The following is a 19,124-nucleotide window of genomic DNA, read 5'->3' on the forward strand; positions in this document are numbered from 1 at the left end:
AATTGTACATGATTAAAATTCTATAACTGGATTTATTGCAGTTTTTTTAATGTCTGCTGCTCTTTCAGTGTCCCCTGCTTTGTCTGATAAGGAGCAATTAGATATGCAGCGCAGTTATACAGCAAGACAAATGCAGCAGAAAGAATACCAGGCAGATCTGGAAGTAAAACGGTTAGCTGATACATATGCGCGCATGAGTGATAGCGAACGCATGAAAGGTGATGCAGAGCTTAAATGATTTTAGGTGATGATTGTTGACATTCCCGCCCAGCTAAATAGCTGGTTTTTTATGAGACGCGCTTAGAAAATGACTGGATCACAGGTGAATGTGATATTTATGACCCTAAAGAACGTTTTATTATTGATACAAAATGTTCTTGGGATATAGGCACTCACCCGTTTTTTATTGAAGAGGCGCAAAAAAAGGCAGAAAAAGCAGGATATATCTATCAGATGCAGGGTTATATGTGGCTATTTGATTGTGATAAAGCTGATATAGATTTTTGGCTATTCCCCTGCCCTGAAAATCTGCTGGGTACTTACGATAATCCGGCCATGTTGATTGATGCGGTTGAAGATATTCCTATCGCTAAGAGGTTAACAACGGTTACGGTAACAAGAGATGAAAAAATAATCGAAAAGATTAAAGAAAAAGTAGAAATTTGCCAGGAATATTATGACTTGCTGCTAAAACAGGTCGCATAAAAGGATTTCATTATGTCTGTTAATAAAGTAATTCTAATTGGTCGCCTTGGGCGCGACCCTGAAACACGATATATGCCCAATGGCGACGCCATAACGAATTTCTCGCTAGCAACTGATGAACAGTGGCGTGACCGTAATGGAGAACGCCAGACTCGTACAGAGTGGCATAACGTATCCCTGTACGGCAAACCAGGAGAAATAGCTAACCAGTACCTGAGAAAAGGTAGCCAAGTGTTTGTTGAGGGCAAAATTCAGAGCCGTAAATATACCGATAAAGATGGTATCGAACGCATGGCATACAATATTATCGGCAATGAGATGAAAATGCCGAGCAATCGTAATGATGGTTCTGATTCTGGCAATAATAACGCTGCACCACTTACATCATCGAACCCACCACCAGCACCACATCGGCAACCGCCTCAACATGAATCTACAACCGCGCCAATAGATGATATTGATGACGATATTCCGTTTTGATTGAAAAAAATTAAATTGATCAAAATCAAAAATATTAAACCTTTTAAATATTGAAATATTTAAAGGTTTTTTTATATACTCAAAGAAATGTAAATGTAATATTATAAATATATAAATTTTCTTATTGTGGAAAGAAAATAACTATGAAAAAAATCCTTTTTTTATTATTGCTTCCAATTACCTGTTTCGCACAAAGTGAAATAAGTAATTTTTGGGAATATGGCAATGGCACTCGGGCAATTAGTATTAGTTCCGTTATAAATGATAAAGTTGATTCATATATGATATATAAAGATGTAAAACAGGATTCAGATAGTTTTAGATTTCGTTATAGTCCAATTTTATATCTTAAGGCTGATGGTACTTACTTTTCAACGACCACTTCTGAATGTGGTAACGATTGTTTTTATTATTCGGACGGTATCTTTAAAAAAATTGATGAAACACATATACAATTACAAATTGAAGAATCCGGGCAATCGGATTTGTGTCCGGGTGGAAAAAAAGTCAATAGAAAACGACGAGATTTGGGTATTTTTGAAATTAAAACTGATGAAGATGATAGTATAGTAATGAAAAGACAACCCTCATTAATAATGAGGATCGAGCTGGGCGAGGTGCTCAGAGCTATAACATCATCAATGAAAGCGGCTTTTACTGACTTATCTTTTACTGACTTATATTACATAGTCACAAAACTGAGGCTAAACAGTTTAAGAAATGGGTAACTAGTGAAGTCCTGCCCTCTATCCGTAAAACAGGCGGCTACTCTCTAACATTAAATAAGCAGCAGCAATATTTGATTAAAGAGGCTGTACTTAATAATGAATGCTGCCCAAACAGGCAAAACATATCAGTCTGTGTATAGAAGTCTCTATACCAAGTTTAAAGTACCCAGATACCAAGACATTCTTGCTAAGAATTTTGATGAGGCACTTTCATTTTTAGGTGGCTCAGTTAAGCCAATCAATAATCAGTCTGCATTATCTAATATGAATCAGGACGGACGCTGGCTGGTAATTGTCGAAAATTACAAAGTTACATATGCAGAGAATATCAACGGTTATAACTGTATCAAGGCCGACTAAAATTATTATTTGATTCTGTAACAAAAACAAGCCAGCTAATTGCTGGCTTTTATTTTGGAGAAATTTATTTGTTGTTCTATAAAACAATATAGTTGAATTATCGAACCGATATAGCTGGATTATTGAACAAATGTCAAACTTGATAAGGAGGCACAAAAGGGACACATTTTACTGCATTTTGAAAATATCCCTATGACAGTTTTTGGCCTCACTTTAAAATAGCTACGTTGTAACCAAAATACAAATAAGTAATCAATATTAAATTTTTTAATATGATAAGCCGCTTTTAAGCGACTTTTTAATGGAGATTACCATGATTGGCAATTATTTAAAGGAACCAGATAAATATTTATATGGAATTTTTGTAAGTGGAGATCCTGGAAATAATAAAAATTACGTGCATTGCTCTATAGAAGAAGCCATCTTTTTTGTTTTTTTGTTCGAGATATTTTAATTTATCATACACATGAAAATATAACAGTTTATATTTATCGGAGAGAGTAAATTGTACCGAGTGAATGTAACGGACAGCGAATACGGCAGGCTGCTGGGACTGACGACAAAAAACAAGCGAATGAATTAGCAGCTAAACATTATTATGAAATGTTTGAGGTGCAAAAGCTTGGTTATAGCCGTGAATACACATGGCGCGAATGTGTTGTTGAATGATTAAAAGAAAACCCGCATAAACAGGAGGATAAAACCACATTATCATATTTACGCTGGCTGGATCATTTTCTTGATATGCTCACGGTTAATCAGATTGAGCGTGTAAATATTCGCGAAATACGCGACGCTAAGCTGAATCAAGGACGTAAACCAAGGACAGTAAATGCGTATTTGAATCAAGTTAAAACTGTTTTATTAGCTGCTAATAAATGGGGATGGCTGCCTAAAGTACCAGATATTGAGATGCTCAAGGAGCCAGAACCAAGGGAGCGATGGCTTACCGCTATGGAAAAAGAAAGATTGTTCAAGGAGCTGCCAGAGCATTTAAAACCAATTGTAACTTTTGCACTGGCGACAGGTTTAAAAAGGGCGAATGTTGCAGGCTTGAAATGGTCGCAAATTGATTTATCGCGAAGGATCGCATGGATTTTTGCTACTCAGGCAAAATCATCAAAGCCCATAGGAATTCAGCTAAATGATGAAGCCATGAGCGCAATTTTAAGCCAGCGAGGTAAGCATAAAACGAATGTCTTTACTTACAACGGTAAGCCAATTAAAAACCCTGCCGGCACCGCATGGAAAAAAGCATTAAAGCGAGCCAAGATTGAAAATTATAGATTTCATGATAACCGGCATACGTGGGCAACTAATCACGCAGTACAAGGGACACCCACGCGGCAACTAACTGAGTTAGGCGACTGGTCTAGTGAGAAGATGGTAAAAAGATATGTGCATATGAATGTTGAGCACTTAAAACAGTACGCGACAAACTCGGCGCAAATTGACACCAAATTGACACCAGCTAAGCTTCAATAAAAAAAGCCACAGTGCGAATGTGGCTTTTTTTATTGAATCTTTGATGTAAATTGGTGGAGGTAAGCGGGATCGAACCGCTGACCTCTTGCATGCCATGCAAGCGCTCTACCAACTGAGCTATACCCCCACTGTATACAGCGAGTTACTGCTGAACAGGTTGCGCATTTTACCTGAACTACCGAATTTTGCAAGCCCTGATTCAATCTTTGCTGAGAATAAGAGAAAATATGGTTTTCAACCGGTATGATTTTAAATATAACACTTATCCCATAATAAACATGGATTGATAAAGTAGTCGCATCTGATAATTAAACTTATACTTACATGCTAACCCAGATTTTTTGTTCTCAAACAGGAAAGCGTTTATGCAGCGCAAAAAAAGACAGACTATACTTTTAATATTAACAGGCTTACTGGTATTTGCGCTGGTGTGGGCAACACTTTTATTCCTGCCTAAAAGCAATACAGGCTATCGGTTAAAAGTACCGGCTGGCTACGGCATTAGCGGAGTAAGTCGTAATTTATCTGCTAATGATGTGATTTATAGCCGCTTGGTTTTTGTCGGTACTGCTTATATGCTGGGTATGGGAGATAAAATCAATCGGGGTAATTATCGCATTCCCCATTCAGCTTCCAGCTGGCAGATTTTACAAAGGCTGCGCAACGGTAAACCAGACAGTATTACGGTGCAGATTATTGAAGGCAGTACATTTGCGCAAATGCGCAGGTTAATTGATAACACACCGGATATTGAGCATATTACGAAAGACTGGCCTGACAACAAATTGCTACAGCAGCTAAATGCTGAAAGTAATTACACTCAGGCGGAGGGACTGTTTTTTCCGGCTACTTATGATATTAGTTCAGACAGTAGTGATTTATCTCTTTATCAGCAGGCATTTAATACGATGCAGCGACATTTACAGGCTGCATGGGAAGAGCGTCGCAGTGATTTACCCTATCAGTCTGCCTATGATTTACTAATTATGGCCAGCCTGATCGAAAAAGAAACCGGCCATGCTGAAGACAGAAACAATGTGGCAGCTGTATTTGTTAACCGGCTGAATCAGCATATGAGATTACAAACAGATCCTACTGTCATTTATGGTATGGGTTCCCGTTATAAAGGCAAGATTGGAAAAGCGGATTTGCGCCGTGATACACCATACAATACTTATACTCGTTCCGGTCTGCCGCCTACTCCTATTGCGTTGCCGGGTAAAGCAGCACTCGAAGCAGCGGCACATCCGGCCAGTAACAATTATCTTTACTTTGTAGCGCGAAATGATGGTACAGGACGCAGCCAGTTCAGCCACAATCTGAATGAACACAATGCTGCTGTCCGCCAATATATTCTGAAAAAGCATTAACCGGGTTAACTATAGATGAAAGCAAAATTTATTACTCTGGATGGAATTGACGGTGCCGGTAAATCAACCAACCTCAATACCATACGTAACTGGTTTGAAAAACATCAGCTGCCGGTACTCTTTACCCGTGAACCCGGCGGTACGCCCATTGGTGAGGCATTACGCGAATTATTATTAAACCCGGCTACTCATGCTAATGCCCGTACTGAAACTCTGATGATATTTGCTGCACGCCAGCAGCATCTGGATGAGGTTATTAAACCGGCACTGGAAAAAGGCATACATGTAGTCAGTGATCGTTTTACCGATGCTACATTCGCCTATCAGGGAGGTGGTCGTGGTTTACCGCTGACAGATATCACTATTCTGGAAAACTGGGTGCAGCAAGGTTTTCAGCCCGATTTAACTTTATTACTGGATGTACCTCTTACAGTTGCACAGCAACGTCTCAGCCAAAATAGCCATCCTGACCGCTTTGAACAACTGGATACTGCGTTTTTTGAGCACACTCGCGCTGTCTATCTGGAACGAGCTGCGGCCACACCCCAACGCTATTCTATTATTGATAGCAGTTTGAATCTTCAGGATGTGGCACAGCAAATTAACCAAGGATTAGCACAGTTGTTTGGATTAGATTCATGATTTATCCATGGCTTGAACCAGTCTGGCAACAGATAGCCCGACACTGGCAGCAACAACCGCATGCATGGCTGCTTTATGGTCATCCGGGAATTGGTAAACGGGAATTTGCTGAATATCTGGCACAAGCATTATTGTGCGAGTCGCTGGGTACTAATCATCAGCCGTGTGGTGAATGTACATCCTGTCATTTATACAGTCAGCACAGCCATCCCGATTTTCTGTTGGTTACCCCCGATGAAACAGATGGCGAAGGCGGAGAACGTAAACAGCCACTGATTAAGGTAGAAACTATACGGAACGTTCTGGATTTTGCTCATCTGAGTGCTCATCGTGGCGGCAAGCGTGTAGCTCTGATTTATCCGGCAGAAAATATGAATCTGCAGGCAGCCAACGCCCTGCTGAAAATTCTGGAAGAACCGCCGCAAGGTATGGTATTTATTCTGGTAAGCCATCAGAAAGACCGTCTGTTACCAACAATTAAAAGCCGCTGCCGGCAAGTGGTGTTGACCATACCGGCGCCTGCACAGGCACTGGCTTATGCACAGCAGCAACACGGAGATAATGCAGCTGAACTACTAGCCTTTCACGGCGGAGCCCCCTTGTTTAATGAAAACGACAGCCATACCCGGCTTCGTAACGAATTAATCGCCTTGCTGGTTAAGCCGCGTCTGATTGCTTTGCTGGATTATGCCGCTACTTTTGATAAACACAAACTGGCTCTGGCTACTTTTCTCGACTGGCTGGCTAAATGGTTACTTGATCTGTCACTGGCCCAGCAAAATATGCAACCCATGTATTACCCTGCATGGAGTAAAGCGTTAAATGAGATTAGCCGGCAGGCAGATACATTATCGTTGTTTGCCTTAATTGATAAAGTAAACAAACTTACCCCTTACGGTAAACATACACTCAATGTTAAAATGCAGCTGGAAGATTTATTAATTGAATATCTGAATATTTGGCAGCAAAAAAACACAAAATCTTAAAGGAAATCTATGGCTGAAGCTCCTGTTAATCTGCCGGGCAAAATGCTCAATTTAACGATACCCGACAAACCGGAACTGTATCGCAGTTACATGGCTTTTCTGCAGCATGGCGGTCTGTTTGCCCCTACCACTGATACATTTAATATGGGTGAAGAAGTATTACTGGTCGTTAACTTGCCAGAATTCAACGAAGCCAAATATTTGCGTACCACAGTAGTATGGATCAACACTGCTACCACTTCCACCGGGCAGCCACAGGGAATCGGGCTGGCATTTGGTAAAGATGAAGATAGCATTGCAGTAAAGCAGTCAATTGAAGATATTTTGCCCGGAATACTGTTAAGCGAACGCCCTACCTATACTTTGTAATCATGCTTATCGATTCACATTGTCATTTAAATATGCCTGATCTGGCAGCCAGATTGCCGCAAATACTGGACAATATGGTTCAGGCAGACATAGGTCAGACTATTGCTATTAGTGTAGACCGTACCAGCGCTGCTGAAGTACTGGCGCTGGCAGAACAACATACCAATCTGTTTGCCAGTGTTGGTGTTCATCCTGAAGATCAGAATTCAGTAGAAATGAGCGTGGATGAATTGGTTGCCGCTGCCCGACATCCAAAAGTAGTGGGTATCGGAGAGACCGGACTCGATTATCATTGGTGTAGCGGAGATCTGGCATGGCAGCATCAGCGCTTCAGTACGCATATTCAGGCATCTAATCAGACCGGCTTGCCTCTGATTATCCATACCCGGGAAGCTGCCAGCGATACATTGCGCTTATTGCATGAAAATCAAGCACAACAAGGTGTGATTCACTGTTTTACAGAAGATACTGCATTTGCCAAAGCTGTACTGGATTTAGGTTTTTATATTTCCTTTTCCGGAATTGTAACCTTTAAAAATGCCATACAGATACAGGAAGCCTGTCGCTATGTTCCGTTAGACCGGATACTAGTGGAAACTGATGCTCCCTATCTGGCACCTGTGCCTAAACGCGGTAAACAAAATGAACCGGCTTACGTGCGTTATACTGCCGAATTTGTAGCACAACTGCGCGGAGACAGCATTACCAACATAGAAGAAGCTACAACGGCTAATACCTATCGGCTTTTTAATAAAATTCCACCAATCCGCAATTAGCCATGACACAGATTACCGTTACTGTACTTGGCTGCGGCAGCTCATCCGGTACACCGGTTATTGGGTGTGACTGTCCTACATGTATCAGCACAGATCCCAAAAACCGGCGTACCCGTTGCAGTGCACATGTACAGATTGGTGAACAATACTGGCAAATTGATACTGGTACTGATTTTTACCATCAGGCCTTACAACATGAACTGCAGCGTATCGATGGGGTACTTTATACTCATCCTCATGCAGACCACCTAAACGGCATTGATGATTTGCGTACATTCTGCTACAGACAACGTGCAGCAATGCCTATTTACGGACACCATGACACCTTGTCTAATATTCAGAACCGTTTCGATTATGCCTTTCTGGAACAGAATAACCATTGGAACCGGCCGGTATTACGTGCATATGAACTGCCATTGAATCAAGGTAAAAATAGCGTTCTGACTATTGAAGGTGTACCTGTATGGCACTTCGGTGTACCGCATGGTAGTTGGACAACCAGTGCCTTTCGTATCGGCAATATCGCCTGGTTTACCGATCTTAACCATATAGATGAATCTATATTTCCGTACTTAAACGGGCTAGATTATCTCTTTCTCGATTGCTTGATGGATACCCCATATCCAAGTCATCTGAGTACTGAACAAGCTTTTACTTATGCTAAGCGTATCAATGCCAGACAAACTTACTTTATTCATATGACTCATCATCAGGAATACCGGGCACTAAAACGACGCTGCCCCAAAAATTGTGCACCGGCTTATGATGGTTTAATTGTAAGCAGCTATTATTAATATACTTTTATCATAAATATCTTAACATTACTAATAATAAATTTTTACTATATTTTAATTATAAAAATCATCAATTTAAATTTTGAAAAATAAATCAAAATTACAATTCTGCTTGTTCATCATAATCATCCAATACACCATCATTCATTCTGTCTAAATGCTTTTGTTTACTGAGTTCTTTCAGTTTACTATAAGAAATATAACTACAAATTTCAGATAAAGGGGCTTTCTCTAAAAGAGAAAAAACCGGTCTGAGTATTTCCTGAAAAACCTTTTCCTGTCGGTAATCGGGTGCAACAATATGTAATTTGATATTCATATTCGGTTGCAGTGCAAGTAAATCGGCCATTCTTAATAAACCTGAATAAACCGAAGTCGTATGCTCTACTTCGAACGCCCGAACAATTGAACGCCCTTTTAACCAAATAACATCTATTTGTTCAATCGTACTTATTGTCGCTTCATCATAATTAAGCGGTAATCTGTCCAATAAAGCTTCGGTACCTTTGTTCCATTCTTTTAAGACTCTGCTGCGATCTGCCTTAGGTAACCAAATTCGATGTCCCATACAAGCTCCTATCTGAGCCAGTAATGCCTGCATTTTAATTGATTCACGAACATCATTATTTTGACTGCCTTCATTATCATCTATAGATTCATCATTTTCAGGCACAGAAACTTGAACGACCTTATCTACACGATTCACAGTATGTTTTTTTAAGCTTTTCAACTCTTTTTCATCTAAAGGATATGGAAAAGGATTATTAGCCTGCATCGATAGCATCTCTGCCAATAACTCTCCGTCTTTATCATTAAGTTTATTTAAACTGTTTCGCAGAATACCGGTCCAGATACTACTATTTTTAGGATATGACTGAGTAAAAGAAAGATGCTGCCAGATTTTATCGTCACGAATTGGGATTGAATCAGGTAAGGATAACCATACTTTTGGTCGTACATGAAAACACAAAACATGCTGATCGTCTGTTTCTACAAAATCAGGTTTAATAGCCCTAAACGGTTCGTTATCTAGTATTTCAAGTAAACCACACCAGCGAGAGATGCGGGTAACATAACAAACTAAAATATCTCCGGCTTTAACCCGTTTCGCAACCTCTTTATGTCGTTCATAAAAACCATCAATCGTTCGATCTGATTGAGTAAAAGCCTGATATGTTTCCGGAGTAAAAATTTCGGTGTAGTAAGCCATAGACCGCATCCTGTCCACATTTAATTATGATAACTATTATTGTCTATATCAGAATCACAAAAATTAATGACAGCTCTGAATAAAACTAAGTAAAACAATTATTTTTAATAATTACTGATTCAGATACAGAGTTATACACAATTTACTAAAATAAATTTCTCTATTAACTATATTATCCAAAAATAAAAAATATTTATACAAAAATTATTAAAAAATTAACAATAGCATTAGTTCATTTTAATCATTATCCGGATAAATATAAGATTGTATTAACTTAAATAATGTGTTGTTTGTTCTAATATCTGCTGTAATGTTTCTGCGCTCAACCCTAATGCACGTATACATAAAGCACAATCAGCCGACTGAGTAATCCCCCACAGATATTGATTATTTTCTAACGGCCAGTCTGGCTGTAGTGCAGAATAGATTTCGTTAACCAGTTGCTGGATTTCGTTTTTGCTGGCAGCGGTATTGACATAATAAAGACAAGCCTGATGGGTATATTGCTCCATCTGTCCCAGTACATTCAATGGCTGCTGATGCGGCTGCCAGTATATATTGTCATTAAGCAATGCCTGTTGCCGGTAATCAATGTTAATGCGTGAAGACAGATAGCGAAAATCCCAGCTTTCCTGATTAAGCACGCGCCCGCAGGCTATGATTTCACCTAGAATGAGCTGACAGTTATCTGCCAGAGTAATGTGCATGGTTTGTGTTAAAGCTGCATCACGATGCAATACCAAAGGATGAGGCAGATAGCATAGCCGGCTGTGTTCATGCAAGCAGATACGGGTATGCTGCTGTGCTTCCGTAGCAGCCGGCATGGATTGCACACGGGTAAATGCCTGAGTAAACAAATACAATTGGGTTTGCTCAGCCAGTTCTATGCCAATATCGATACTATCCCCTGCCAGTAATCCCGGTGATGAACTCATCTGTATCGCCGGCAAAGCCTGCGACCATACCGGTGATATCATTTGCGGTAAAGGCAGAATTTTCAGCGGTGGTGTATAAAAGCAACTGGCAAAGGTAGTCTGTCCGTGCCGGTTTAGCTGAGTAGATAGATGTAAGCGGCTGTGCATTAACGTATCAGACCGGCTGGTTCGTCTGTGTTCTCAAGTAAGGCGTATTTTTTAATCCATTTGATTACAGTGTTAATACCTTCCTCTGCCATCAGATTGGTAAATACAAATGGCTGCCCTTTTCGCATACGCTGTGCATCATGCTGCATCACTTCAAGGCTGGCACCTACATACGGCGCTAAATCAGTTTTATTGATAACCAGCAAATCAGAACGGGTAATACCCGGTCCGCCTTTGCGCGGAATTTTTTCTCCCTGCGCCACATCAATAACAAACAGCGTAACATCAGCCAGATCAGGGCTGAAAGTAGCTGAAAGATTATCACCACCACTTTCGATAAATACTATCTGAATATCTGGAAAGCGTGCTGTCATTTCATCTACTGCTTCCAGATTCATACTGGCATCTTCACGAATGGCAGTATGCGGACAGCCACCGGTTTCTACGCCCATAATTCGTTCTGGTGGCAACAGGCTGTTTTTGGTCAGAAATTCAGCATCTTCCTGCGTATAGATATCATTGGTAATCACCGCAATACTATATTCCTGAACCATATGACGGGTAAGTTTTTCAATCAGTGCAGTTTTACCGGAACCTACCGGACCGGCAACGCCGATTTTAATGTATTCACGCATGGTGTTCCTTCTGCACCATTCCGTTTACTCGGTCTGATACAGTATTTCACGACTAACTCAGCTGCTTCTATTCAGACAGAACAGCTTGTTTATTAAACAATCAGTTCAGAAGCCATTTCTGTCTGAACTGATTTTATCCGGGTATTGTTATCAGCCTGCAAACAGCATACCGAAACCAATCAGACCAATCACGCTGCCGGTAAACCGCAACACCCACTGATGTTTACTCATTACTGTACCCAGTGCAAATCCGATGGCATGCAAAGCCGCCGTTGCAATAATGAAGCCACAGGCATAACTGAATGCACCATGTGAGCCCATTTCGGCACCATGTGCAATACCATGAAACAAAGCAAACAGGCCAACCAGCAGCATAGCGGCACCAGCCGGTACTTTTTTCAGCCAGGCCGCAGCCAGCCCCAATACCAGTACGGAAACGGCAATCCCCTGCTCCAGCATTGGTATTCGGATATCCTGTGCTCCCATCACAAATCCGGCAGTCATCACACTGACAAAAGTAACGGGAATCAGCCAGCGTGCTTTACCCTGAAAAGTTGCCGCCCATAAACCCACTGCTACCATAGCCAGCAGATGATCCCAGCCACTGAGCGGATGCTGAACACCTGCCATCCAGCCTTCCGTAAGGTGTCCGGGATGGGCAAAGGCAAATACCGGGGTTAATAATAATAAAGCAAATATTTTTTTCATATTTTCCTCCAGTGTTGAGACATTAACTCATATACAAACGGCTATACAAACGTTCGTGCTGCATTGCCCGAATGTCCGTTGCCAGTGTTGTAGCGCCAAGTTGCTGTTGTTGCGGTTGCATACTTGCAATAACTATATGAGCTATTACTGCATGCAATTCAATTAACATTTCCTGTCCGGCCATCTGGCTCAGCGGTATCAGCTTAACCCCGTTGGTAATTAAACCTATTACGGCATTGTAATAAAATGCCTGCAATGCTGCCGCTTTATCCAGTTGCAGAGACGCAGCAAGTAATCCAAATACCAGCGGGTAAAACCCGCGTACCTGTTGTGCTGCTAAAGCAGCCTGATAGGAAGCCACTATTGCTGAGCTGGTATGTGGTACAAAAATTTTCAGCAGGCGTGTGCCAAGCTTATAACTGCTTTCCCGTAATTCACGTGCGATTTTTGTCGCCCCTATCTGCCTGTCCAGAGATATCAGGACATTCAGATTATGTTCAGTAGCGGCAGTATAAGCCAGAGACATGTAAGCACCATCATTATGTAACCAGTTTTGCTTTAGCTGTGTTTCAGCAAATGCTTTCAGTGTAACAGCATCATAAATAATGCCCTGCTGAACAAAAGTCTCCAGCCCTCCGGAATGGTTAAAACCACCGATTGGTAGCGTCGGGTCGGCCAGTTGCAGCAATAATCCTGCACGTGTCAGTGTTTCAATATCAATTTTTCGGTCTGAGCCGGACATATAGTGCAATTCATTAATGATGGTGATGACCGGTTATATCATGGCTATGGCTGTGTCCTGCGCCGATACCCGGCGCTGAATTAGCCCGCAACTGTTCACTTAATCTTCGTTGCTGACGTGTCGGTGCAAATCCGGCAGCCTGCAGCCACTCAAATAAAGGTTTATCAAACGGCAACAGTAATTCATTACCATCCAGAAACAATGGTGTGTGTTTATTGCCGATTTCATAGCAGGCACGTGCCATTTCCGGCAAAGTTTGCGGAGCAAGTACCATGACTTCACTTGGTTCGATTTGCACTGCAATGACTAGCTGTTTATCCAGATAAACCACATCATCATGATGCAGTCGCTGCCCCTCTTTCAGCAGGCGAAAAGCAATTTCGCGCCCGCCGGCAGTTGTAGTACGGATAATGCGCCGGTCTGCTTCAAACCATTGCAAGCAGACAGTATCCAGCATCTGAGTAGTAATCTGCTTCTCCAGTGTAAGTGTTTGCAGATTGCCGATAATGGTTTGGACAATTAGATTCATTTGTGGTTTTATAAAAAATATTATTGCATATTAAAACAGAAAATATCGCTGTGCCAAAGCCACTTTATTTACTGGTTTACAGGTAATATGTTCGCCATTCACTTGCACTTCATAAGTTTCCGGATTTACGCTGATTTCCGGCATAGCATTATTGTGAATCAGGTCTTTTTTACCGATTGCACGGCAATTATGTACAGGCAGAGTCTGTTTAGATAAACCGTATTTTTTGCGAATATCATTATCCACGCCTGCCTGAGAGACAAATAACACGGCAGTATCCTGAACAGCACGCCCCAGCGCACCAAACATCGGCCGGTAAATAACTGGCTGCGGTGTCGGAATGGAGGCATTCGGATCACCCATACGTGCATAACTGATGCTGCCGCCCTTGATAATAATTTCCGGCTTAACTCCAAAAAATGCCGGTTTCCACAGAACCAAATCGGCAATTTTACCTGCTTCAATTGAGCCGACATAATCACTAATACCCTGAGCAATAGCCGGATTAATGGTGTATTTCGCCAGATACCGCTTAATACGGAAATTGTCATTCGCACCTGTTTCTTCGGCCAGACGTCCGCGCTGCTGTTTCATTTTATCGGCAGTTTGCCATGTTCGCAGAATGACTTCTGCCACTCTGCCCATAGCCTGCGAATCTGAACTCATAATCGAAAATACACCCATATCATGCAAAATATCTTCGGCAGCAATGGTTTCGGGACGAATACGTGAATCAGCAAACGCCACATCTTCAGCTACACTTTTATCCAGATGATGACACACCATCAGCATATCCAGATGTTCGTCTATGGTATTAACTGTAAACGGACGGGTAGGATTGGTGGAAGCCGGTAATACATTCGGATACATCGCAGCCCTGATAATATCCGGAGCATGTCCGCCGCCTGCGCCTTCGGTATGAAAGGTATGGATTACACGGCCATTAATTGCCCGCATGGTATCTTCAAGAAAACCGCCTTCATTCAGCGTATCAGTATGAATTGCCACCTGCACATCCATCTCATCGGCCACCCGTAATGATGCATCGATGACAGCGGCTGTAGCACCCCAGTCTTCATGGATTTTTAACCCCAGTGCTCCGGCATTTATCTGTTCACGCAGCGGCTCCAGAGTGCCACAGTTACCTTTGCCGAAAAAACCAAGGTTAACCGGCGCTTGTTCAGCAGCCTGTAACATTTTCTGAATATGCCATGCGCCCGGTGTGACTGTGGTGGCATTGGTACCATCGGCCGGACCGGTACCACCGCCAATCATGGTAGTAATACCCGATTCGATGGCATGAGTAATCTGTTGCGGAGAAATAAAGTGAATATGGGTATCAATCCCGCCTGCGGTCGCGATCAGGTTGGCGCCATTATGCACTTCGGTAGCAGCACCAATAATCATCCTGGGGTGCACTCCATCCATTGTATCCGGATTACCTGACTGACCTACAGCAACAATTTTGCCGTCACGAATACCAATATCAGCTTTTACAATGCCCCAATAGTCGATTATCAGTACATTGGTGATAACCATATCAAGCACATTTTCATTACTGCGCGTTGCTGTAGCAGACTGTGCCATTCCGTCCCGGATGGATTTACCACCACCGAATTTTCCTTCGTCACCATATGTAAGCAAATCACGCTCTACTTCTACAAATAATTCGGTATCACCCAAACGTACTTTATCGCCTACTGTTGGTCCGTAAGTAGCAACATATTGCCGGCGGGAAATTTTCAGGCTCATAGCTGGTTTCTCTGTCTAAATAATTTGTATCGATTTTCGGTAAGTTATTTTTGCTATTAATCAGAATATATATCAATCTGTTATTGCTCAGACGGATAAATTATTCACTGTTTACGCTGCCATTTATGGCATTATGAAAACCAAATATTTTTTTGTACCCGCCAAATTCCGTCAGTTCAACCGTTTTCGATTCTCCGGGTTCAAACCGGACTGCGTTACCGGAAGGAACATTCAGACGCATGCCGCGTGTCTGTTCCCGCTCAAACTCAAGTGCCGGATTGGTTTCATAAAAATGATAGTGGGAACCCACTTGTATCGGACGGTCACCACGATTAATGACAACAATGGTCATTGTACGGCGGTTCTGATTGGCCATAATGTCATCTGCGGCCAGAATATATTCTCCCGGAATCATGCTGTTTCTCCTGAATTTGTTTTGAGCAGATATTATTTGCTGTTTAATAATAATTCGCCTGCAGCTAATCTCAGAATAACTGACGTTTATTTCAGCGGATAGGCTGATGTACGGTAACCAGCTTTGTCCCGTCCGGAAAAGTAGCTTCAATCTGGACTTCATCTACCATATCGGCAACACCTTCCATAACATCAGCAGTGGTGAGCAGTGTTGCTCCGTACTGCATAAGTTCGGCCACGCTCATACCGTCCCGTGCAGCTTCTTGTAGCTGGCTGCTGATATAAGCTATCGCTTCCGGATAGTTTAGTTTTACTCCCCGCGCCCGGCGTTTGGCCGCAAGTTCTCCTGCCAGAAACAGCATCAGTTTTTCCTGTTCACGACTGGTTAAGTGCATAGTTTCTCTCTGTAAATTATTGGATTGATGAATTAATTTTATATGACTTTATTATATATCTTAGATAGATTTATCTATCTTTGTAATATTGATAAATTTTATAAATGATCAGACTTAGAAAAATAATTAAAAATATTCTTCCTAAGATGGAGCCAGTTTTATAGGTGGTACTATTTTCATCCACATTCGCAAAAGCATTTGTTATAGGAATAGTAAATATGGCACTTGACCATAAAAAATGTTTTATGTATTTCATAATCTGATTAAATTTGAGTTAAAAAATTAGCTTTCAAAATGCTTATTTAAACTTAAATTTATTAAACAAATGTTATAAAAACATAATAAACTTAAATAAAACAGTTTGTACAGTTAAATCGTAGATCCTTATATAAAAATGCCTGTTCTGATTACTTATACCGTAACAGAAGCAGGCATTTTAAAATATTTAATTTTTAAGTCTTTTAACTTGCTTTACACTGATTAAATCACACCCTGAGCTTTAATCCGCGGCTGACTATCCAGCTTATTCAAAGCAGACAAATAAGCTTTGGCACTGGCGACGAGAATATCGGTATCAGCTCCCTGGCCATTAACTATATAGCCTTCGCGTGATAAACGCACGGTTACTTCACCCTGACTTTCAGGGCCAGCAGTAATCGCATTTACCGAATAAAGCTGTAAATCGGCAGAACTGTTAACTTTAGACTCAATGGCTTTAAACACCGCATCTATCGGTCCTGAACCATGACCGCTGGCCCGTTTTTCGTTTCCGTCCAGATTAAAAACAATTTCTGCCACCGGCTCTTCTCCGGTTTCACTGTGAATACTCAGAGATACATATTTGTAACGATCCGGTGCACGGCTAACCAGCTCATCTGAAACCAGCGCATGCAAGTCTTCATCAAAAATTTCACGTTTTTTATCTGCCAGCTCTTTAAAGCGGGCAAAGGCTGCATTCAGTGCTTCTTCACTATCCAGCTCGATACCCAGCTCCTGTAATTTAGTCCGGAAAGCATTACGACCGGAAAGTTTACCCAGTGTAAGCCGGTTTGTACTCCAGCCAACTGATTCAGCCGACATGATTTCATAAGTTTCGCGGCATTTCAGCACTCCATCCTGATGGATACCGGACTCATGGGCGAAAGCATTAGCGCCTACAATGGCTTTATTTGGCTGGACAGGATACCCGGTAACTGTAGAAACCATTTTTGAGGTAGGAACAATTTGTGTGGTATCAATATTGGTTTCCAGACCAAAAATGTCGTGACGGGTCTTCAGTGCCATTACTACTTCTTCCAGACTGGCATTACCTGCCCGTTCACCCAGACCATTAATAGTACACTCTACCTGTCGTGCACCTCCGCTTACGGCGGCCAGTGAGTTTCCTACGGCCAGCCCCAGATCATTATGACAGTGTGCCGACCAGATAACCTTATCACTGCCGGGTGTTTTCTGAATCAATTCACGGAAAAATGCCTCAGTCTGAAAAGGAATGGCATAACCCACTGTATCTGGAATATTGATGGTAGTAGCACCTGCCTCAATAACTGCCTGACAAATCTCGGCAAGAAAATTGATATCACTGCGCAATGCATCTTCGCAGGAAAACTCCACATCATCAGTATATTCGCGTGCAATTTTTACTGCTTTAACTGCGGTTTCTTTAACCTGTTGCGGTTTCATGCGCAGTTTATGTTCCATATGCAACGGGCTGGTAGCAATAAAAGTATGAATGCGTTTGTGCTTTGCCGGTGCAATGGCTTCGCCGGCCTTACGTACATCTCGTTCATTAGCTCGTGACAGTGAACATACCGTGGCATTCTGAATAATTTCGGCAATACTGTGAATAGCATCGAAATCACCCGGACTGGCAGCAGCAAATCCTGCCTCAATGACATCTACACCTAACTTCTCCAACTGGCGTGCGATGCGGATTTTTTCTTCTTTGGTCATGGCTGCACCCGGCGACTGTTCTCCATCGCGCAGAGTGGTGTCAAATATAATGACTCGATTATTGGTACTGGTCATTCTTGGTCTCTCCAAGGTAGTGTTATTGTGTTGCATAAATGCATTGATATCCAGCGGCTTATTTTGTTTCTCAGCCATTAGAATAATTTTTTGTAACTGATTTAATGGTAATGAACCACGCTTACGCCATTTATAAATAGCAGCTGTAGAAGCAGCATTATCCGGATAATGTTGTTTGAGTGCTTCTGCCAAAGCATTGACGCCACCAAAATAGGCAATTAAGCGGTCTATATTCAATTGCATAACTGACCTTTTGTCCAATTTACTCATTTTATTGTGCTACAATATACTCCGTTAAGCTAATATACGTAAAATTAGACATTAAAGCAAGTTAAATTTCTATTTTTCTTAATAGAATAATTTTATTTAGACATTTTAGACAAAAGAGAGATAATTATTTTTGAGTTTATACTTGTGATAAAAAACCGCCGGTTTATCTTTTATTCAGATAAATGGCGGTTGTATGACAAACAGCTGTGATTTTAATTTGCCAGATCCCCTTTCAGAGCAACACCTGCAACCACTCCGCCGGCATGACACTCATATTCTTTTGTACTAGCCATACTGTTTTTCTTATAATAGCTGACAATATTGGTTACTTTACTGGCATTATGTGCAACGGCCTGTTCCTGTAGCTGTTTTACAGCAGATAGAAATGCCCAACGGCAGGCTTCTTCATCTGTTTTGCCTACACTATTGGTTTTACGGTTGCTAACCAGACCGGCACGCACTACCCGTCCGGAACTCTGAGCAAAATAAACTTTTATTTTCGGATTCAATACCTGTGCAGCTTCCGGTGCATTAATTGCATCCTGAATAGACAAAAGCAATTTATCATCACGTGCATAAGCAGCAGACACACAAGCCAGCAATGCTGCCAGCGTTATTACTTTAGAAAACTTTTTCATTCCTTACTCCTTTTAATTAATGAAGT

At 41.6% G+C, this 19,124-nt stretch carries 22 protein-coding genes, 1 tRNA gene and 1 pseudogene; 12 read left to right on the forward strand and 12 right to left on the reverse strand.

What is annotated here, in order from left to right; genetic code table 11:
- Window positions 1-103: 103 nt before the first annotated feature.
- From H3U73_RS10745 to H3U73_RS06950, 6 genes and pseudogenes are all read left to right on the forward strand, one after another.
- Window positions 104-238 (forward strand): hypothetical protein, encoded by a 135-nt coding sequence (locus tag H3U73_RS10745; protein WP_255454428.1) that lies wholly within the window; start codon window positions 104-106, stop codon window positions 236-238.
- Between the two features lie 215 nt (window positions 239-453).
- On the forward strand, window positions 454-705 hold the full coding sequence (locus tag H3U73_RS06930; protein WP_174829823.1) for a hypothetical protein: 252 nt from the start codon (window positions 454-456) through the stop codon (window positions 703-705).
- Window positions 706-717: 12 nt separating this feature from the next.
- Window positions 718-1,185 (forward strand): single-stranded DNA-binding protein, encoded by a 468-nt coding sequence (locus H3U73_RS06935; RefSeq protein ID WP_198190256.1) that lies wholly within the window; start codon window positions 718-720, stop codon window positions 1,183-1,185.
- Between the two features lie 676 nt (window positions 1,186-1,861).
- Window positions 1,862-1,958, forward strand: a pseudogene (locus H3U73_RS10835) (Bro-N domain-containing protein); the annotation flags it as partial.
- 51 nt (window positions 1,959-2,009) lie between these two features.
- Window positions 2,010-2,273, forward strand: a complete 264-nt coding sequence (locus H3U73_RS06945; protein WP_084551457.1) for an ORF6C domain-containing protein — start codon at window positions 2,010-2,012, stop codon at window positions 2,271-2,273.
- Window positions 2,274-3,017: 744 nt separating this feature from the next.
- A complete protein-coding gene (locus H3U73_RS06950; protein ID WP_198190258.1) occupies window positions 3,018-3,758 on the forward strand; it encodes a site-specific integrase in 741 nt (246 codons plus the stop codon).
- 51 nt (window positions 3,759-3,809) lie between these two features.
- Here the strand turns inward: H3U73_RS06950 and H3U73_RS06955 are convergent.
- Window positions 3,810-3,885, reverse strand: a tRNA-Ala gene (locus H3U73_RS06955).
- Between the two features lie 238 nt (window positions 3,886-4,123).
- Between H3U73_RS06955 and mltG the strand changes: the two genes are divergently transcribed.
- From mltG to H3U73_RS06985, 6 genes are read left to right on the forward strand one after another with little or no spacing between them, the layout of a single operon-like run.
- Window positions 4,124-5,128: an endolytic transglycosylase MltG gene (mltG, locus tag H3U73_RS06960; RefSeq protein ID WP_198190259.1), complete on the forward strand. Its 1,005-nt coding sequence runs from the start codon at window positions 4,124-4,126 to the stop codon at window positions 5,126-5,128.
- A gap of 15 nt (window positions 5,129-5,143) precedes the next feature.
- Complete coding sequence (tmk, locus tag H3U73_RS06965) at window positions 5,144-5,770, forward strand: dTMP kinase (protein WP_025330087.1); 627 nt, start codon at window positions 5,144-5,146, stop codon at window positions 5,768-5,770.
- Window positions 5,767-6,756, forward strand: a complete 990-nt coding sequence (gene holB, locus H3U73_RS06970) for a DNA polymerase III subunit delta' (protein WP_078474248.1) — start codon at window positions 5,767-5,769, stop codon at window positions 6,754-6,756. Before tmk ends, holB begins: the two co-directional genes overlap by 4 nt.
- 9 nt (window positions 6,757-6,765) lie before the next feature.
- Window positions 6,766-7,125 carry a PilZ domain-containing protein gene (locus tag H3U73_RS06975; protein WP_025330085.1) on the forward strand — a complete coding sequence of 120 codons (360 nt, stop codon included), beginning with the start codon at window positions 6,766-6,768 and terminating at the stop codon, window positions 7,123-7,125.
- Window positions 7,125-7,901: a TatD family hydrolase gene (locus H3U73_RS06980; protein WP_198190352.1), complete on the forward strand. Its 777-nt coding sequence runs from the start codon at window positions 7,125-7,127 to the stop codon at window positions 7,899-7,901. The genes H3U73_RS06975 and H3U73_RS06980 overlap by 1 nt, the downstream gene beginning before the upstream one ends.
- A 2-nt stretch (window positions 7,902-7,903) precedes the next feature.
- The gene (locus H3U73_RS06985) at window positions 7,904-8,695 is read left to right on the forward strand and encodes an MBL fold metallo-hydrolase (RefSeq protein ID WP_198190260.1); all 792 of its coding nucleotides are present in this window, start codon (window positions 7,904-7,906) and stop codon (window positions 8,693-8,695) included.
- A 100-nt stretch (window positions 8,696-8,795) separates the two neighbouring features.
- Here the strand turns inward: H3U73_RS06985 and H3U73_RS06990 are convergent, their stop codons facing one another.
- The 11 genes from H3U73_RS06990 to H3U73_RS07040 form a co-directional block, all read right to left on the reverse strand.
- Window positions 8,796-9,905: a hypothetical protein gene (locus H3U73_RS06990; protein ID WP_198190261.1), complete on the reverse strand. Its 1,110-nt coding sequence runs from the start codon at window positions 9,903-9,905 to the stop codon at window positions 8,796-8,798.
- 269 nt (window positions 9,906-10,174) lie between these two features.
- On the reverse strand, window positions 10,175-10,987 hold the full coding sequence (locus H3U73_RS06995) for an urease accessory protein UreD (protein WP_198190262.1): 813 nt from the start codon (window positions 10,985-10,987) through the stop codon (window positions 10,175-10,177).
- Complete coding sequence (gene ureG / locus H3U73_RS07000; RefSeq protein ID WP_025330080.1) at window positions 10,987-11,622, reverse strand: urease accessory protein UreG; 636 nt, start codon at window positions 11,620-11,622, stop codon at window positions 10,987-10,989. The genes H3U73_RS06995 and ureG overlap by 1 nt, the downstream gene beginning before the upstream one ends.
- A 150-nt stretch (window positions 11,623-11,772) precedes the next feature.
- The gene (locus H3U73_RS07005) at window positions 11,773-12,330 is read right to left on the reverse strand and encodes a HupE/UreJ family protein (RefSeq protein WP_174829816.1); all 558 of its coding nucleotides are present in this window, start codon (window positions 12,328-12,330) and stop codon (window positions 11,773-11,775) included.
- A gap of 22 nt (window positions 12,331-12,352) precedes the next feature.
- Complete coding sequence (locus H3U73_RS07010; RefSeq protein ID WP_038648660.1) at window positions 12,353-13,072, reverse strand: urease accessory protein UreF; 720 nt, start codon at window positions 13,070-13,072, stop codon at window positions 12,353-12,355.
- A 13-nt stretch (window positions 13,073-13,085) separates the two neighbouring features.
- Window positions 13,086-13,601, reverse strand: coding sequence for an urease accessory protein UreE (gene ureE, locus H3U73_RS07015; RefSeq protein WP_100125127.1), 516 nt, complete (start codon window positions 13,599-13,601; stop codon window positions 13,086-13,088).
- A 30-nt stretch (window positions 13,602-13,631) separates the two neighbouring features.
- Window positions 13,632-15,353, reverse strand: a complete 1,722-nt coding sequence (gene ureC, locus H3U73_RS07020) for an urease subunit alpha (protein ID WP_198190263.1) — start codon at window positions 15,351-15,353, stop codon at window positions 13,632-13,634.
- Between the two features lie 100 nt (window positions 15,354-15,453).
- Window positions 15,454-15,768, reverse strand: coding sequence for an urease subunit beta (locus tag H3U73_RS07025; protein WP_174829813.1), 315 nt, complete (start codon window positions 15,766-15,768; stop codon window positions 15,454-15,456).
- 91 nt (window positions 15,769-15,859) lie between these two features.
- The gene (gene ureA / locus H3U73_RS07030) at window positions 15,860-16,162 is read right to left on the reverse strand and encodes an urease subunit gamma (protein ID WP_025330073.1); all 303 of its coding nucleotides are present in this window, start codon (window positions 16,160-16,162) and stop codon (window positions 15,860-15,862) included.
- A 480-nt stretch (window positions 16,163-16,642) separates the two neighbouring features.
- Window positions 16,643-18,433 (reverse strand): 2-isopropylmalate synthase, encoded by a 1,791-nt coding sequence (locus H3U73_RS07035; RefSeq protein WP_198190264.1) that lies wholly within the window; start codon window positions 18,431-18,433, stop codon window positions 16,643-16,645.
- Window positions 18,434-18,672: 239 nt separating this feature from the next.
- Window positions 18,673-19,098, reverse strand: coding sequence for a hypothetical protein (locus H3U73_RS07040; protein WP_025330071.1), 426 nt, complete (start codon window positions 19,096-19,098; stop codon window positions 18,673-18,675).
- Window positions 19,099-19,124 lie beyond the last annotated feature (26 nt).

It is taken from the genome of Snodgrassella sp. W8124 (genome assembly GCF_016100875.1).
GTDB lineage: Bacteria > Pseudomonadota > Gammaproteobacteria > Burkholderiales > Neisseriaceae > Snodgrassella > Snodgrassella alvi.

Bases quoted from the DNA above. Each gene is read 5' to 3' on its own strand.
- H3U73_RS10745 (WP_255454428.1), top strand. From the start codon at position 104: ATGCAGCGCAGTTATACAGCAAGACAAATGCAGCAGAAAGAATACCAG.
- H3U73_RS06930 (WP_174829823.1), top strand. From the start codon at position 454: ATGCAGGGTTATATGTGGCTATTTGATTGTGATAAAGCTGATATAGAT.
- H3U73_RS06935 (WP_198190256.1), top strand. From the start codon at position 718: ATGTCTGTTAATAAAGTAATTCTAATTGGTCGCCTTGGGCGCGACCCT.
- H3U73_RS06945 (WP_084551457.1), top strand. From the start codon at position 2,010: ATGAATGCTGCCCAAACAGGCAAAACATATCAGTCTGTGTATAGAAGT.
- H3U73_RS06950 (WP_198190258.1), top strand. From the start codon at position 3,018: ATGCTCACGGTTAATCAGATTGAGCGTGTAAATATTCGCGAAATACGC.
- mltG (WP_198190259.1), top strand. From the start codon at position 4,124: ATGCAGCGCAAAAAAAGACAGACTATACTTTTAATATTAACAGGCTTA.
- tmk (WP_025330087.1), top strand. From the start codon at position 5,144: ATGAAAGCAAAATTTATTACTCTGGATGGAATTGACGGTGCCGGTAAA.
- holB (WP_078474248.1), top strand. From the start codon at position 5,767: ATGATTTATCCATGGCTTGAACCAGTCTGGCAACAGATAGCCCGACAC.
- H3U73_RS06975 (WP_025330085.1), top strand. From the start codon at position 6,766: ATGGCTGAAGCTCCTGTTAATCTGCCGGGCAAAATGCTCAATTTAACG.
- H3U73_RS06985 (WP_198190260.1), top strand. From the start codon at position 7,904: ATGACACAGATTACCGTTACTGTACTTGGCTGCGGCAGCTCATCCGGT.
- H3U73_RS06990 (WP_198190261.1), bottom strand. From the start codon at position 9,905: ATGGCTTACTACACCGAAATTTTTACTCCGGAAACATATCAGGCTTTT.
- H3U73_RS06995 (WP_198190262.1), bottom strand. From the start codon at position 10,987: ATGCACAGCCGCTTACATCTATCTACTCAGCTAAACCGGCACGGACAG.
- ureG (WP_025330080.1), bottom strand. From the start codon at position 11,622: ATGCGTGAATACATTAAAATCGGCGTTGCCGGTCCGGTAGGTTCCGGT.
- H3U73_RS07005 (WP_174829816.1), bottom strand. From the start codon at position 12,330: ATGAAAAAAATATTTGCTTTATTATTATTAACCCCGGTATTTGCCTTT.
- H3U73_RS07010 (WP_038648660.1), bottom strand. From the start codon at position 13,072: ATGTCCGGCTCAGACCGAAAAATTGATATTGAAACACTGACACGTGCA.
- ureE (WP_100125127.1), bottom strand. From the start codon at position 13,601: ATGAATCTAATTGTCCAAACCATTATCGGCAATCTGCAAACACTTACA.
- ureC (WP_198190263.1), bottom strand. From the start codon at position 15,353: ATGAGCCTGAAAATTTCCCGCCGGCAATATGTTGCTACTTACGGACCA.
- H3U73_RS07025 (WP_174829813.1), bottom strand. From the start codon at position 15,768: ATGATTCCGGGAGAATATATTCTGGCCGCAGATGACATTATGGCCAAT.
- ureA (WP_025330073.1), bottom strand. From the start codon at position 16,162: ATGCACTTAACCAGTCGTGAACAGGAAAAACTGATGCTGTTTCTGGCA.
- H3U73_RS07035 (WP_198190264.1), bottom strand. From the start codon at position 18,433: ATGCAATTGAATATAGACCGCTTAATTGCCTATTTTGGTGGCGTCAAT.
- H3U73_RS07040 (WP_025330071.1), bottom strand. From the start codon at position 19,098: ATGAAAAAGTTTTCTAAAGTAATAACGCTGGCAGCATTGCTGGCTTGT.